Origin of the sequence: Acerihabitans sp. TG2 (assembly GCF_035013185.1) — a bacterium.
Classification (GTDB): domain Bacteria; phylum Pseudomonadota; class Gammaproteobacteria; order Enterobacterales; family Enterobacteriaceae; genus Acerihabitans.
Genome location: NZ_JAYGJO010000020.1, coordinates 1 through 15,105 on the forward strand (window position 1 = coordinate 1; position 15,105 = coordinate 15,105).

Annotated in this window: 14 protein-coding genes; 10 read left to right on the plus strand and 4 right to left on the minus strand. The window is 39.2% G+C overall.

Annotated features, from left to right (window positions below):
* The first annotated feature begins 949 nt into the window (after positions 1–949).
* The 7 genes from parM (at position 950) to SJI19_RS16570 (ending at position 7,512) form a co-directional block, all read left to right on the plus strand.
* Positions 950–1,978, plus strand: a complete 1,029-nt coding sequence (parM, locus tag SJI19_RS16540; RefSeq protein ID WP_323479374.1) for a ParM/StbA family protein — start codon at positions 950–952, stop codon at positions 1,976–1,978.
* A 164-nt stretch (positions 1,979–2,142) separates the two neighbouring features.
* Positions 2,143–2,709 carry a hypothetical protein gene (locus SJI19_RS16545; RefSeq protein ID WP_323479375.1) on the plus strand — a complete coding sequence of 189 codons (567 nt, stop codon included), beginning with the start codon at positions 2,143–2,145 and terminating at the stop codon, positions 2,707–2,709.
* Between the two features lie 57 nt (positions 2,710–2,766).
* Positions 2,767–4,071, plus strand: coding sequence for a type IV secretion system protein IcmP/DotM (locus tag SJI19_RS16550; RefSeq protein WP_323479376.1), 1,305 nt, complete (start codon positions 2,767–2,769; stop codon positions 4,069–4,071).
* Between the two features lie 17 nt (positions 4,072–4,088).
* Positions 4,089–5,096, plus strand: a complete 1,008-nt coding sequence (locus SJI19_RS16555) for a hypothetical protein (RefSeq protein WP_323479377.1) — start codon at positions 4,089–4,091, stop codon at positions 5,094–5,096.
* Positions 5,080–5,946, plus strand: coding sequence for a hypothetical protein (locus tag SJI19_RS16560; RefSeq protein ID WP_323479378.1), 867 nt, complete (start codon positions 5,080–5,082; stop codon positions 5,944–5,946). The genes SJI19_RS16555 and SJI19_RS16560 overlap by 17 nt, the downstream gene beginning before the upstream one ends.
* A gap of 212 nt (positions 5,947–6,158) precedes the next feature.
* Positions 6,159–6,944, plus strand: coding sequence for a hypothetical protein (locus SJI19_RS16565; protein ID WP_323479379.1), 786 nt, complete (start codon positions 6,159–6,161; stop codon positions 6,942–6,944).
* A gap of 1 nt (position 6,945) precedes the next feature.
* The gene (locus SJI19_RS16570) at positions 6,946–7,512 is read left to right on the plus strand and encodes a hypothetical protein (RefSeq protein ID WP_323479380.1); all 567 of its coding nucleotides are present in this window, start codon (positions 6,946–6,948) and stop codon (positions 7,510–7,512) included.
* A gap of 44 nt (positions 7,513–7,556) precedes the next feature.
* Here SJI19_RS16570 and SJI19_RS16575 read toward each other — a convergent pair whose 3' ends face one another.
* On the minus strand, positions 7,557–7,922 hold the full coding sequence (locus SJI19_RS16575) for a hypothetical protein (RefSeq protein WP_323479381.1): 366 nt from the start codon (positions 7,920–7,922) through the stop codon (positions 7,557–7,559).
* Positions 7,923–7,931: 9 nt separating this feature from the next.
* A complete protein-coding gene (locus tag SJI19_RS16580) occupies positions 7,932–8,492 on the minus strand; it encodes a hypothetical protein (RefSeq protein WP_323479382.1) in 561 nt (186 codons plus the stop codon).
* A 159-nt stretch (positions 8,493–8,651) separates the two neighbouring features.
* On the opposite strand from SJI19_RS16580, the gene SJI19_RS16585 reads away from it, so the two are divergent.
* Positions 8,652–11,006 (plus strand): DotA/TraY family protein, encoded by a 2,355-nt coding sequence (locus tag SJI19_RS16585; protein WP_323479383.1) that lies wholly within the window; start codon positions 8,652–8,654, stop codon positions 11,004–11,006.
* Between the two features lie 26 nt (positions 11,007–11,032).
* Here the strand turns inward: SJI19_RS16585 and SJI19_RS16590 are convergent, their stop codons facing one another.
* Positions 11,033–11,482, minus strand: a complete 450-nt coding sequence (locus tag SJI19_RS16590) for a hypothetical protein (protein ID WP_323479384.1) — start codon at positions 11,480–11,482, stop codon at positions 11,033–11,035.
* Positions 11,483–11,602: 120 nt separating this feature from the next.
* Complete coding sequence (locus tag SJI19_RS16595) at positions 11,603–12,232, minus strand: hypothetical protein (RefSeq protein WP_323479385.1); 630 nt, start codon at positions 12,230–12,232, stop codon at positions 11,603–11,605.
* A gap of 782 nt (positions 12,233–13,014) precedes the next feature.
* On the opposite strand from SJI19_RS16595, the gene SJI19_RS16600 reads away from it, so the two are divergent.
* Together SJI19_RS16600 and SJI19_RS16605 are read left to right on the plus strand one after the other, a co-directional pair.
* Entirely contained in the window at positions 13,015–14,244 is a 1,230-nt protein-coding gene (locus tag SJI19_RS16600) for a hypothetical protein (RefSeq protein WP_323479386.1), read from the plus strand.
* A gap of 86 nt (positions 14,245–14,330) precedes the next feature.
* A complete protein-coding gene (locus SJI19_RS16605) occupies positions 14,331–14,966 on the plus strand; it encodes a hypothetical protein (protein ID WP_323479387.1) in 636 nt (211 codons plus the stop codon).
* The last annotated feature ends 139 nt before the right edge of the window (positions 14,967–15,105 follow it).

A 15,105-nucleotide genomic window follows, 5' to 3' on the forward strand; every position in this document is an offset into this window, starting at 1 on the left:
ATATATCAGTACGTAGAGGTACCAGTTTGTAAGCACCTCAGTTGCTACAAAACTGCCAAATAGTGGTGTCTAATAGGAAGATGTCACCATATATCTATATCAGTATATTGATGCGCCGGTTAGCAAGCGCATCAGTAGGCGCAAAGCCTAAAAATAGTGATGTCTGCTGTGGGGTATCAGTAAATGGTAAAATCAATGTGTGGTGATATCAGCATGTAATGATATCAGCATGTAATGATATCAGCATGTAATGATATCAGCATGTAGATACATTGGTTTGTAAGCCAATCAGTTGGGACAAAGCTTGAAAACAGTGGTCTCTGCTAAGAGAAATATCAGTATATAGGTATATAAACATATGTTGATATCAGTATATACTGATATCAGTATCATAGAGTTTTAGCTGGCACCAAAAAAAATAGAGGTGCCTGCTCAGGATCGATTATGAAATCCAAGTCAGCCGATCTTGATGACACGATATAAATCATAAACATTGCATAACTTGTTGAAAAATATCATGTGTGTAACTATGTGATCCTTAGTGATATATAGTGTTATATTGTGGTTAGTAGTGTGTTTTGGTGTAAATAAATGCATTATAATGATGAAGTGTGATTGTGGGTGAGGTATAGTGCCATTGACGTATTGTCTTGAATCGAGGGGGCTTTATGCAGGGTAGGGCGCACTGGAGTAATGGAGCTAAGTCTCCAAAATTTTTCTTTTTGCCAGCGGCAACAGTTTTGTTTGTGCTTCTCATTCTCTTTTTCCCTGGACTAAAGACATTTCTGGTCGGAATGTCGGGGATAATCTTGACCATCTATATCTATTCGATAAAAAAAACCACATATGGTGCTTTTTTCAGAAGTGTAAAAATGTGGATTACCGGTGTTACTGTAACCACTGGCAGTGTGTTGAAAATTTTTCGTAAATAATTAAAAAGGAAGAAAAAATGGCAACTAAAGTGACTGAATCCATAAAATATGCGGGTGTTGATGATGGTTTTTTTTCTATAAAAGTTGTTGATGAAGAAGGGAACTGCTTCTCAATTCCTTCTTGTGCTTCGCATGATGTCGTGATCGGTGATATGGGAAATGAATCTGATAAATCATTTATTTTTGAAACCAACGGTAGAAAGTACACTGTTGATGAAAGTGTACCTTCACCGCTTGATACCAGAAATTTAGCGCAGCCTTATCCGCTAAGTGATCTAAACCGTGTCCTCGTTCATGCAGGTTTGCTGTGTGCTAGGTTTGCAGGTGAGAATGTACAAGTAACTACAGGTTTACCAGTTCGTGATTATTACCTACCAACTACCCTAAGAAATGAAGATCTAATCAACAAAAAAATTGAAAATCTGAAAGGTGAAGTTGCCTGTGGTATTAACAATGAGCTACCAATAGCCACAATCGTAAAAAGTTCTGTATGCTCAGAAGGTATTGCGGCGTATATAGACCTTCTCATTGATATCAAGGGTAAACCAACTGCTGAGGCCGAAAGTCTAAAAAACGATCTAACTGCTATAGTTGATATCGGTGGTCATACTACAGATGTGGCTGTGTTGCTTCCCAAGATGAAAATAGATATTCGCCGCTCTGGATCTGCCTCTGTTGGGGTGCTCAGTCTGTATGATGAGTTACAAAGAGTGCTAGCAGCTAAGTTCAACACTAATCCTGGAAACATCACAAAACGACAAATCGAGATGGCTATCACATGCGAAAAAGTGCTTATCAGTAGGCAGGAAGTAGATGTTAGTGAAATTGTCACTGCCCAAAAGTCCGCGCTTTTTGAAAGAATTGTAATGGCCGTTAATCAAATATTGGGCAATGATGAAGATATTGAACACCTGGTTATTGTGGGTGGCGGTGCGATTGTGTTCGATAAAAATCTTAAGGATCGTTATAAAGGTTGTATTATTCCTGAAAATCCTGAATTTTCCAATGCGCGTGGAATGATGAAACTCGCTAAATATCTTCAGTGATCGGTAGGGGGTTAATGTGGCAATCAAGCGAATTACTTTTGGCCTGAGTTTGAATGAGTCGGTTCAAAAGAAAAATGCCGAATACTTACGTAATCTTGCCGGTTCAAACCGGCAAAACATTTTACGGCTACTCTTGATCATAGGTTCTTCAGCTGAAAGGCGAAATGCCGAAAGTAGGGGGGACACTGATGGTTGATGATTATGAACGGTTTGAGGTGCAGCTAAGACTCGGTTTTCCTCTTGAATATGAGGTTTTCCGAGTGTATGAAAAACTGCCTCCAAGGAGTCGGAGTAGTGTTTATCGAAGGCAGATTCTTGCAGCACTAACACAGATGGCCAGTTTTGTTGAGAGCGGTGATGTTCCAGATGCATCGAGTGCATTATATGTCATGGCTAGACGAGTTGGGCTAAGTGATATTGAAATCAGTATTTACTTACCAAATTTTGACTTTGCATTAATGCAATCCTATGATATTTCAGAAGAAAATTTGAAAGACAATGCTACGCAAAATCTGAGCGTAAATGCAGGGATAAACCACGCAGATTTACCACAGCACTTGCATCTAGAACAGTCAAAAACAGATATTAAGCCGCTGACTGGAAAATTCAATACCAGTACTAATAATGCTAAAGAATCTATTGAAAGTGAAATTGACAATAAAAATAGCGATATGAATAAAGAAGATGATTATTTAAGCGGTGTTCGCAACTTATTAGGCTGGCAAGATTAAACGCTATAAAGTAAATTAAAGCCAGCCATTGCTGGCTTTAATTTAATGAGGTTCAATATGAACGATGCGAATAAAAGTGGCGGACAAGAAAACGAAGCCGCCTTGATGGTTATACCGTTATTGGGTTTTATACTAATAATTATTTTCTGGATGACACAACATTACTATATATCAATGGTATATGTTTATATTAGGTATGCTGAGTTGATTATACCAGCAACTATTGGAAAATTTATTGAACTCCCACCTTTTAGTACAGCTAAAGACTGGGTAGATAATTACTGTCAGCCAAAAGGTTGGGGATTGATTGGTGTTTGCTCTAAAGATTTTAATGCGATTAAATTTAAAAGTATTGAGTTAAGTACATTTGTAATTAATTTATTTTTGTTAATCCCTATTTTTTATATCGCCGGGAAAGGCTTTTTGAAAATTCAGAAATTTCATCCTTTTTTGATTTTTCGTAAAACACACGGAATTAAATCATTTATGGAAGAAAAACAATTAGAATACCCTCATCTTAAAATGTTTGTATACTTGGACTTGGTTGCGAAGGATTTAAGCGACCCACTATATGGAATGCCTCTTTCATCAAGGGATTTTGTTAAAAAATACGGTTTAATTGAAGGATGGCAAGAGAGCAAAGATGGAAAAACGTTTACTCCAACTTTAAATATTAATAAGACAAAAAACGTGTTAATTGAACAGTTAGGGAAATTATGGACTGGTAATAATTTCATGGAGCTTACAAATTCAGAGGTATTGATGCTTGCTATCTCGATACCTGTCGTAGCTGCTACTGATACCAAACTAAGTGACGACGAGTTTAAAGAAATAAAAAAAGATAGTCAGGAAATGATTATTTATTGCTGGAATCAGTTCATCCCGCCATCTAAAATAAAAAATAAAAAAGAAAAAATAAACACCAGTGATTCCATTAAAAAATCAGGTCAGTTCTTAAAAGAAGAGGAACAATGGTTAAATCCTGAAATTGATATTAGCAAAGCAAGAGATATAATAGTTAAGTATTATAAAAGAAGTGAAGAAGTTAAAAAAATATTTAAAAAGCATGCATATGTAAGTACAATTATTTATGGCTTGTTTAGTGAGGCACGTAGATTAGGTGTGTTACCTGCGGCTGATGTGCGTTGGCTTCGCTTCTATGACCGCCGGATGTATATATTAATATCAAATATTGGCAGACCATCTGCACACCCTGAAGGCTGTGCCATCCATGCGCATTATCTTTATGAAGCAACCGGTAATGTAGGTTATCCCGAACCGCTAGTTAACAAAGCAATTGATGCTTTACAGTCACAAATACAAAGCTTTAAGTATGAGGCAGAGCATGTTTCGCAATTTTAAATAAATTAAGGTTTAAAATGAAAAAGTCATTAATAGCTTGTAGTGTTATTTTTTCCATTTCGTTTGTACCATATATGGCTAAAGCTAGTGGGGCTGCGCCTCTGGTGTTAAATAATGAATTAAACCTTGAACAACAAGTCCAAACAAATAATCGTGATATTATTTTAAAAGGAGCGAAATTAATTTCTAAGTTTGGAGTTGTTGAAAAAATCTACAGCATTTCTGTTCCAAACGAATTACCAAGCAAAGAAATCATCATTGCCTGGCTAGTAAGTAATGGCACAAACAAGAAGGTGATATTTAGTAATGTAGGAACCGGCTATCTGTGGATAGGGGACACCTGGAGTAGCCTGAATGGACAAAACATCACTGCGTCCATCACAGTCGATTTTATGGAGAAGAATGGCTTACCGTTTAGCCAAAATGATGAAGGTGAAACCGGGATAAACCTCAATGCTGTTATGGGTAGTCCGAACAAAAATAACACAACAAGTGCTAGCTACATTTTGAAAGGTTCATGGACAAAAGCTGTTCCCGACATTATGAAAACGTTGGATTCATTAGCTTCTTTTAAAGAAGGCCCGGGTTCAATAGGTGATACAGTTTACATTTTTATCGATCCTAAATGTCCTTGGTGTCACAAAGCATATAAGAATACACGAAATATAGTCGCAAAAGGATTTACGATTAAATGGATTCCAACCAACCTTAGAGGAGGGCAACGCTTATCCTCAGCCATTCTCGATTCAGAAAATTCAAAAGTATTTAGTCTGATTATGAGTACTCCTATTAGCGAGCTTGATAATCTTGAAAGTAAAATGCCAAATACTACTACGCCCATCGAGGCTTTATATAAGAAAATTGATGATAACGGCCAGTTTTTAATGAATATTTTTCGCGAGCATCCAGAAATTGAATTACAAGGTGTACCAGCTGCATTGATGCTTGATCATACTACAGGCCGACCTCGTTTAGTAATGGGAATCTCGGAGCAGGAGGTGCTAGAAAATGTTTTCGGTAAATAGAAAAGTTAAAGATTTTAAATGTAACTTTATGATTGCAGAAATTAAAAGTAAGTTATATTTAATTTTCAAGACAGACAGTGAGTATGACCTAAATTATAACTCTGGTGTCACCATAATTCCATTTACAGAGGGTTTCTACTCAGCTGAAAGAGATCATATAAAACTGTTTGTTCGTAAAAATGATCAGCCAAGTATTGCTGAAGGAAAATTTATCTATGATATTGTTTTTGATCTTGGAAAGAATGGTCAAAAGATAATTCATAGTATTCATATGGAAGATACCCTGCAATTTCCATTTTCTAAAATAAAAAAAACAATTGAAAGTCAGTTTTACAATTCCCTCACTGAGTTTTTAGGTGTGAATTCTGGCGTTAAAAAAATCATAGAACTTGATGTAAAACAAAAAACTGTCCTAGAAAGTACGAGTGCCACTAATTATTTATCTAACACAAAATTCATAACAGGTGTAATTTCAGCAATTGTTTTTGGGTTTTTAGTCATTCATTTCAGTACTGAAAAATCCGATGTGCAATCAGAACCGACAGCCAGCTATGATTTATCAACTAAGTCACAGCCTTTTCATGAGGCACTTAACCCGGCTGCGCCAGATCAACAACCTGTTAAAACCAAATCAATAAATAATGTTCATGATGTCGATACAACGAAGGGAAAAAATTTGAGTGATTTTTTGCAAAACACGCCTACTTTATCTGATGTTAACAAGGTTCTTAATACTCCGTTCCAGGACGCTGATGCCAGTAAGCAGCAAGTTGAGTTAACCTCTCAAGTTCTTGACCGTCTTAAGCTACCTCGCGGCCCACAAACGGATACAGGTTGTTTCAGTGAGTAGGTTAGATGCCTTTTTCCCCCATGCACTCATAAGTTGTGACGAAATTTATGAATGGGAGCATGGACTCTTTTCTCATTTGTTGAAAGTTCTGCCAGATACAATAAATAGTTATTCGGATAAACAAGGAAATTTAGAACACTGTTGCTTGATGTTACAACGTCAGGGACTTTCATTAACTGAGATAGTCAGTTTGTTGTCGAGGTAAACTAACCTTGCTACTCACATGCGATATTAATAAACGGAAAATTCAGGCTACACTATTAGACATTGATCCAACCTGGAGTTATCCTGTTGAACACTCAAAGTTAGTCGTAAGAGCAATATTTGAAATCGTTCTTAGATGTGAAAAGAATGTTGCGGTAAAAGCTTTGATTCAATCTCTATTAATAGAGTTACCAGGGTATGATGAAAGAAATTTAATTACTTGTGTTGTGGCATGTATTTCTTTATTAGATATTGAAATAAAAAAAATTAGGGGAATATATTATTTATGCCTTAGACAAGACATTACATCTAAACCTGATTTGACGAGATCCTACAATGATTTGATGACAGGGTTGTTTGAGCAATCAAGCGACACTGCTCGCAAGAGTTTAGAAATGAACTTCAGATATCTTTGTTCAGTTATTAAATTACTTAACGTCATTGAAAAAGTACACTTAATTACATCAACAGGAAAGATTTTAACTAAAAGTGAAGTTATTAATCAATATAAATTAAGTGAGCGTGAATATAAACGCTTCAATAAATTATATACTCATGTGTCAACTTCTTTTGTGTTGAAGCGTACAGGGATGAATATAATTTCCATCCCAAAAGCCAAGGCTATCATACGGCATGATTTGAGACAGTTCAGCCTGAGCGATCAAAATTTACAAAAAATTAGAATTTATTCTCAAATATTCAAAGAGTCGGATGAGCACACTTTAAATCGTGTGGTGAGAGAATTCTTTTTCGTTCAGGAAAAGACTAAACGATTAAGAAAAAAAAGAGGTTAGTATGGGTGAGAAAAAAAATCCAGTTGACCAGTTAAGCAAACAAGATAAGGCTCGTTTGAGCAAAGCTTCCTATCTGATCTCAGGCATGTCCCTTTTTATGAGGTGGGCATCTTCCTTTTCACAATACGAAATGAAGGATCACCCTAAACACAACCAGGTTAAGCTATTTTCACCAGTTCAATCTGGCCGCTTTTGCTTAGCATTTAGTGAGGGTCAAGCCTGTTTAGGTGTCCAGCCTAACGAGGCGGTATGGCTAAAAACTATTCCTTTTGACTATGGAATTGCTGATGATAGGCTATACCTTACTATTCCTGGGGTCGAAGCTGTTGATATCAAGTTTCCATCAATTACGCTAGGTATATTAATTGAGAGCAGCAGTTCATTAGAAAATCTAAAAAACGCAGATATGTTATCTTTTGCTGAAGTAAAAGTGCGTAATGGGTACATTTCTGAGGTGATTGGAGACTTACGTGAGCCTGTGCCGCTTCTAACTATTGGTTTGAAAGATGGGTTGAATCATCGCCAGTCCATAGCTAATGCTCAAGTGACATATAACGATTTCCTATAAAAAAAGCCCTGCCAATAGGGTAGGGCTTATATAAATGATTTATTTTATAGTGACAGATCGCTCCAATCATTATCATTCCATTCATCACTACTGGAAAATGGTTGTGAGCGTTCTTGCTGACTGTCGCTTGATACCCATTCTTTATCAAGATTGTTACCCTGAGCGATGTCTTCGAGCATCAGTTCCTTTGAGATCAAGCTGTTCATTAGATTGCTGATTTTCTCCTGAGGTAACGGCTTATAATCAGCAACCATATCCTGTACAACATCTGGAGGCATCAGTTGAAGAGCTGACTTCAACGTCGAGCTGTAATCAACTAAATTACTTTGCCGCGAAGACAGTGCTTCTTTACCATCTGAAGAGTAAAGGGCGGTCATCGTACCTCTAAAATCGTTTTCATGAAGCTTCATTGTAACTCCTTAAATGTTGAGACCAGAGTCATTATTTTCGGGATCATCAACGTCATATGCCGCGAATACTGATGCCTGCACATCTTGCACATATAGAGTTTCAGCTATTTTCATCAACATATCAGAAAGTTGTTCATTTCCAATTGCGAAAAAAATTTCGTTTCGAAGTGTACTTTCTAGCGAATCGCCAACTTCTTTACCACTATTACTGGCTTCAATTTTATGAAAAGATTCTTTTATTGCATCTTGTACTTTTTCTTGTGCCAGTTTACTACCGGCTAAATCTTGAGCAGTCAGTCTTGCTAAAGATGCAGCATGCTGAATACTGCTTGCTGCTTCTATAAACTGATTATTTTGTTGTTGATTCTGTAATGTGTTTAACAGTCTGGATTCGGTTTTCCCATTTTTTAAAATTGATTCCTGAATTACACGGTACGAGTCCCCATTACCTGTGGCTGACATTAAAATTTTGTCAATTGGCGGGATGCTGCCGTGTCGGTCTGCATACCGGTTGCGAAAAACTGATGCTCCTAATAGAGCTTGAGAGGCTTCCTGAATTGAAAGTGACATTTGTGTCCTCTGCATTAGTAATTTTATCTATCATAACATGTCTGATGAAATCAGGAATAGTAACAGTGAAATAGACACTTATCCTTTATCTAAAAGATTCTACTTAACTCTTTAATATAGTAACCTGTATTTAATTTATTATCTTTCTAGGTGGCATATATGACAATGCCTTTTTCGCCATGTACCTCTGTGGGTACTGGTGAGTGCCAGGATATTTCTGTAAATACTCTAAAGCAAGTATTTGGCCCAATTATAGATCAACTTGTAATTGGTGGTGATCCTAATAGTATTTCTGCAAATTCAAATGTACTTGCCTCCATGTTTTCAAGCTTCAACAGCGCTGCACTTGTTCTTGCCTGTTTGATTATTACAGGCTCACTATTTGTTGGTGTTGCTAATACAGCTAATGATGGTGAAGCTATGGGTAAAAGCTGGTCTTCTGTCTGGACATCAACAAGGATAGTGACATTCGGAGGATTGTTATTACCTACAGGTAGCGGCTATTGTTTCTTACAAACCCTCGTATTAATGATCGCTTTATGGGGGGTAGGGGCAGCAAATACTGTGTATAGAGCTGGCGTTGGTGTAGGTATCGTTTCTCCTAATGCAATTGTAGGAGGCATTAATAAAACTGGCGCATACTATGGTTTGCGCGATTTGGCTAACAAATATCTTGCTGTTTCATATTGTGCAAGGTTAGCAAATAATATTTATGCAAGTGACACTGTAAAGCCACAGGTAGAATTAAGACATACCAATTCTAATTCAGGGGATATCTCATATGTCATGGCTGATTCAAATGGCTCATCTAATCTAGCCGGAGGCCTTGGCTTTTGTGGTGGAGTCTCGCTTAGTAGCTACGCTGCCAAAAATTCTGATGACCAATCTGAAAAACTTCTTGAACAACTTCATCAAAGTCTACAAAAGGTGAAGCAACAGACTGCATCTCAAATGATCAATAATATCGATAGTTGGGTTGCAACATGGCCTTTATCATTGGATTCTCAGGACTGGAGTAATGTTGATTCAGCAAAACTGAACGACATTATTGCTACTGCTGAAAATGCTGTTGTGGGTGCATCACTAAGCCAGGGTAGTCAGTCTGGCTCTAGTTTAAACAACATTATGAAGCAGTATGTTGATTCCATCACTAACAAAGGATGGGCCGATGCTGCGGGATGGTTTCAGCGTGTTGGGGCAATTCGAAGTGCTATTTCAACGGTGACGGCATTACCAGCAGGGCAGGTTGTTCAGCCCTCTTATGTCCTTCTGCCAGCTGATAGCAGGACGAGTGAATTAGTAAATACAGTTAATACAGTTACAGAAACTATAATCAAAAAGGCAGATGAAAAAGATGCAAGTAAAGACAAAGCTGTCGCTCCAACGGATATTGTAAATTCTATACCTAAGAGTGCTGATTCAATAGATATATCTGCTCTTCAAAATGATATTGACGATAAATTAAATAACATGAGTGGTCATGTTATGAATGCCATTGTAGATACGCTTATTGACGCCGATGGTAATTCAACCTATTTGGGTTGTGGTACGGCTGGACAGATTGGGGGTTCACTCAACAGGATAAAGTGTGTTGGAGATTATTTAGCAGTACTTCAAGCAAGTACCAGCGCGAGCATTGTTTTGATTAAAACGGGGGTATCTGCATTGCGCGTTACAGCAGGGGCGGCTTCTTCTGTCAAGATTATGGGGATCGGGGTTGATGCTGATAAAGTAACCACACCTCTATGGGATTGGGTGCTTAGCGTTGTCGTAAATTCCCTGGCTACCTTCAAACAAGCACTGTCTTGGATGGCATTATATTTTTCAGTGCTAGTTCCTTCACTGCCTTACGGCATATTCATGATCGTTTTTGTTGGTTGGTTATTAGCGGTGTTTCAGAGTGTTGTGGCAATTGTTCTTTGGGGTATCATGCATATGACTCCAGAACGAAGCTTTATTGGTTCTCAAACACAGGGCTATTTGTTGCTTGTCGGCCTGTTTGTACGTCCGTCTCTTTCCGTCCTTGGTCTATTCGCTGCGATCTTGATAAGTGACCCGGTCATTGACTACATATCTCAAACCTATTTTTCAATACAAGGTGCTGTGTCAACATCAACCGGTGCGATAGGAAGCATTGCCCAATGGGTAACATTTCAATGGTGGATGGGCGGCTATGCTTTCATCTTACTATCAGTGCTCTACATGGTTTTTGCACTTCCGCAGATTTTGCCTGATCACGTTCTTAAATGGATAAACATTGGTATTAGCGATTTAGGTGAAACAAGTGCATCCTCAAATATGCGCGGAAGACTTGAACAGATGAGCATTATGAATGCTGGTTCGCCTGCTAGTGCTCCACTACAAATTGGTAGTCAGAAAGGTTTGGAACACGCAAATCCAAATGGCACAGATACAGTTGGTGCTGGTAGTAATCAAAGGCGGGTGGATCAAGTTATTGAGATGTCTCCGGGGGTTAGCTCATCGGGTAATTCGAATAAAGATCGAGATTATTAAAAAAAAGCCCTCATGTAAGGGCTTTTTTATTTACTCAAAATAGTGGCGAGAAACTTATGAGTCTTTGGAGCCAGTTTTTGAAATGAGGCCGATTTCACAGGATCAGTCCTGATGTCGCCATTATCGATTGCTATCTGTGAGTGCTTAACATAAAAGCCTCGAAATATCTTTGCTATTAGGCTGAACGCAGCGGGATTTTGTGTAACCACTGCATCGAGTGTATCTCTTGTGGCGCTTAATGCTGCCATCGCTGTGTGCAGTTCCATATCCTTTGTTGCTAAAGCTGCTTCAAGATTACGGATGTGGTTTGCCTGTTCTGCGTTAAGATCATTCAGGTAGCGAATGCGACGGTTTGCTTCTTCTGTCAGTTTGTCGAGCTGAAGATTAGCTTCCAGTGTTGCCTGGCGGATACCAGCCTGACGTCCATAATGAAGCTGGGTATTCGCGAAATCTTCTGATTTATAGTAGTCGGCCATTTCATGCTCCAGCTTCTGTTTCTGTGTCCATGGAGAGACTTTAAACCAGACTTTTCCGCGACGCAACAAAAATTTAAAAAAAAGATTGAAAATATTTCTTTTATATGATAGCGCCCTCTATTAAGGGCGCTTCTCTTCGGCGGCTGTGATGGCTTTGTCTACAGGCAGATTAAATGATTGTAGGCGATATAAGGCTGACAATATCCAGTCACCGGAAATAGCGCTGTTGGTGAGGACAGACTGCAACGTTATGATCGGTACACATTGTTCAGGGTTACTGTCTACATAATACGCCCCGCACCAATCCGGCAGCATAAAGGGTAGGTCACCTCGCCGCTCTATTGTGAATGTAAGAAATAGCTTACCGGGCATATCGACTACACGGTTGCTTCTGATGCGATCAGCTATCCAATGAGCAATATATCTGAGTTCACCGCTCCCAACGGTCAGAATTAGAAGACACTTCGTGTTGTCTGAGTTCACATAGACTCCTGACAATAAACTATTTACATCTACCAGTCTATCCACTGTAAGCGGAAGTGTTCTTACCTCTCCTTTCTGTTCCAGAACATAAGAAAGAAGTGAATAGCATTCAGTAACTGCTGGAATATCGAGAGAAAATGCCTTCCCTTTTTTATACATTAGTTGAATAAGACCAACATGATCATTTTCTGTGTAATCTACTACATTCTGTGATAGCGCTGTCTTGCACTGATCCTCAATAAAATCGCGTGTGATTGAAAAATCCATAAGAAACTCCTGGCCAACTCATCATGATTTCCATTATACCACTCTATCTCTTATTCAAAATAATCAGGTTAAAAAATAGCTCATTTTGACACTTTTTTGACAACCTTCACCACGGGTTGCGTGCTATGTCTGATCTTTGGTGGCCGCGAGGAAGACGCGCAATGATTTTTCACCCTCTTTTGCGTCATTCCGGACATGATAATCCTGTGAGATGACGGTTCCATAATTCATTTATTAACAAGTATGGTGATTGTCATTTTTGACGACCCTAAACACATTTCATTTTTAGCTTGGCTGTTAAAGGCCATTTTAAGCGATCTCTAGGGTGGGTGTAGTCATGACGAACCTTGAGATAGTTATCTTATGTTCAATATAAATGAACATTTTTCATTTACAGACATTAGCTGTAAAGGATGTTCAAGATCGACCGATAGTGATTACTATGCTTATTAATATTAAACATTTTAGATGGAGGGTTTAGTTCTGATAGCACTTTTATGACTTCTCAGTAGAGCCTTTTTGGCTTACATCTTGAGCAATCAAACGAGCAGTAAGCGTCTTAGGTTTTTTTCATTAATTTTGAAAAAGATCCATTTTCTATTTGAATAAAATCTGAATAGCATCAATTGAAAACCCAGTGTTTTTATTCAATATTTTTTTATGATAATTTGAAAATAAATTTAAAAAACATTGACAGATTGACTGTTTGGCAAGTTATACTAGCTCACCCCCACCAAGTGGTGTATTCAAACTAAACTTTCTTTTGGCGAAGGAATAAAGTTATGTATAACGTAGAGCTTAACATTGAAAAACCGGTACAGAGCCTAAGCGGCTTCATCCGTGAATTGCGTAAAGTTAACGAAGAGCTGGGTTCTAAAACTGATGCCGGTGTTCGTCTTTCCCCGAAAATTATCCAGATTGATCCAGGCTATAACACTCGGTTTGAGGGCTATAGCTCTCCAGAGGAATATTTTGCTGTACCGCTTAATCGTCAGTACTTGGAAAAACTCAAAGCTGCTTATCGTGGCGATCCAGACACCACGTTACCGCCGCCGATCCAAATCGAGATCATCGATAGTGTGCCTTACAACCGTGACGGTAACTCTCGTTTGTTCGCTATAAAGGAGCTGTACGATGAAGGGTTCGAAGTTAAGCTGCTTGATGTAAATGAAGTAAAATGCGAAAGCGGGGTACAGCGTGATCTGCTGTTGCTGCGCGCACAGGATGGAAGTAAGTTTTCATCTTTAGCCATTGGTGCTCTTCTTTGCCGACTTCTTAATAGCGGCTGGTCGCGCCAGGCTCTTGCTCAAGAGCGCGGTATCACAGTGAATTCGGTGAACAACTTTATCGAATCGTACCGTTTGCCTCAGCAAATTAAACGCTGGATTGCTGACGGCATTATTTCGCAGACTTTAGCCCTCGAACAGGTTCGTAAATATGGTATTGCACCAACTACCCAAAAAATTGAAGAGGCTATGAATCGCCGTTTTGCTGAAGTTCAGAAGGAAGAAGAAGCCAGACGTCAAAAAGAAATTGAAAAGCAAAAACGCCTGGAAGGTAACGATCAGGCTGAAGCAGGAGACCGCACTGAAGTTCAGGGTGATATTCCGGGTACAAATGCGCCATTGGTACTTGATGGCGGAAAAAATGAAAATACTTCAGACCGTGCTTTATTGCGTCCTTCTGATCTGAAACCTAAATCTTTACCGAAAAAAATTGCTGAGTCTTTCCACAATTCTCTGTTGGATTTAGTGTCGCTGGATGATGAAGAGCGCTACTGGCGTGATGAAGCAAGTAAAACGGTTGTAGTCACGTTGCAGGCAGATGAATTCGATAAGTTACTCAAAATGCGCCAGGACTCTGTTAATTTTGATAACGAAAATTTCAAGCGGCTCGGCGGTACGATCGACGAGACTGTTAGCGATGTAGATGAGTTAGATAGTGCTGACACGCACAATGCCGAGGCTGAACAATCGACCAGCAATACCGAAGTTTCCCAATCTGTCGCCTGACCTTCATTATCAAGGAGAGAGAAACTTCTCTCTCCAGAACAAGTTTCCAAACAATTGTTTTAATATTTTCTAAGGAAATATAATTAATGAATTGTTATACATTGCGACTGGCTTGCCTGGGGTTTGCGCTTCTATTACCTCTCGCAAAACCAGTGTTTGCTTCAACCAACGAAGGTGCAGGAGAGTCATCATCCATTGCCCAGGGCTGTCCAGAGTGTGTCTCTTTTGATGTGTCTGTCTGGAAATTTACGCCGACACGTCCTGATGCTCTCAAAAATATTATTCACTCGCTTAAAGGACTCTCTGGGGACGGGCTGGGCGATGGAGATGGTCAACGGGTGATTTCGCCTGGCCAGAGTGCAATCGTTGCCGATATGTTCCGTCAGGCAGGGGCATTGGAGCGGTTGCTATACTGGCAGGCAGTGTCGGTTCAGGGGGAATCAGTGCCGATGGAATCAGTATCGCGTTCCGGTAATTTCAGCGCCGTACTCAAGATAAACGGCGTAACATCATCACCTGTCGTGACTTCATCACTTCGCGATTTAGCGCCTCCGGCACTTTTGAACTTTTCTTATAAAGCAGATCAGCCAGGAAATAGCAGCAGTGGGTTTAATACCTTTGCTGGCAGCGGTCGCGTTTTGTTGCGAAATGGTGGTGCTCTACTTAATATCAACCGCCAGGAGCACTGCTACCTCATCTGGCTTGTTCGCGTAGCTTATTAAAAGTGACATCGAACCAGCGCGGGCCGTCAGTAAAGCAAAGCAGCCCGCTTCTGTCATATCCTTTTAGAAATGAAAAGGCCACAACCGAAGCTGTGGCCTTTTTCTTTTGGCGAAGAAAACCTAGTCGATTTTCGATGCA

Bases quoted from the DNA above. Each gene is read 5' to 3' on its own strand.
- parM (WP_323479374.1), top strand. From the start codon at position 950: ATGGCAACTAAAGTGACTGAATCCATAAAATATGCGGGTGTTGATGAT.
- SJI19_RS16545 (WP_323479375.1), top strand. From the start codon at position 2,143: ATGCCGAAAGTAGGGGGGACACTGATGGTTGATGATTATGAACGGTTT.
- SJI19_RS16550 (WP_323479376.1), top strand. From the start codon at position 2,767: ATGAACGATGCGAATAAAAGTGGCGGACAAGAAAACGAAGCCGCCTTG.
- SJI19_RS16555 (WP_323479377.1), top strand. From the start codon at position 4,089: ATGAAAAAGTCATTAATAGCTTGTAGTGTTATTTTTTCCATTTCGTTT.
- SJI19_RS16560 (WP_323479378.1), top strand. From the start codon at position 5,080: ATGTTTTCGGTAAATAGAAAAGTTAAAGATTTTAAATGTAACTTTATG.
- SJI19_RS16570 (WP_323479380.1), top strand. From the start codon at position 6,946: ATGGGTGAGAAAAAAAATCCAGTTGACCAGTTAAGCAAACAAGATAAG.
- SJI19_RS16575 (WP_323479381.1), bottom strand. From the start codon at position 7,922: ATGAAGCTTCATGAAAACGATTTTAGAGGTACGATGACCGCCCTTTAC.
- SJI19_RS16580 (WP_323479382.1), bottom strand. From the start codon at position 8,492: ATGTCACTTTCAATTCAGGAAGCCTCTCAAGCTCTATTAGGAGCATCA.
- SJI19_RS16585 (WP_323479383.1), top strand. From the start codon at position 8,652: ATGACAATGCCTTTTTCGCCATGTACCTCTGTGGGTACTGGTGAGTGC.
- SJI19_RS16590 (WP_323479384.1), bottom strand. From the start codon at position 11,482: ATGGCCGACTACTATAAATCAGAAGATTTCGCGAATACCCAGCTTCAT.
- SJI19_RS16595 (WP_323479385.1), bottom strand. From the start codon at position 12,232: ATGGATTTTTCAATCACACGCGATTTTATTGAGGATCAGTGCAAGACA.
- SJI19_RS16600 (WP_323479386.1), top strand. From the start codon at position 13,015: ATGTATAACGTAGAGCTTAACATTGAAAAACCGGTACAGAGCCTAAGC.
- SJI19_RS16605 (WP_323479387.1), top strand. From the start codon at position 14,331: ATGAATTGTTATACATTGCGACTGGCTTGCCTGGGGTTTGCGCTTCTA.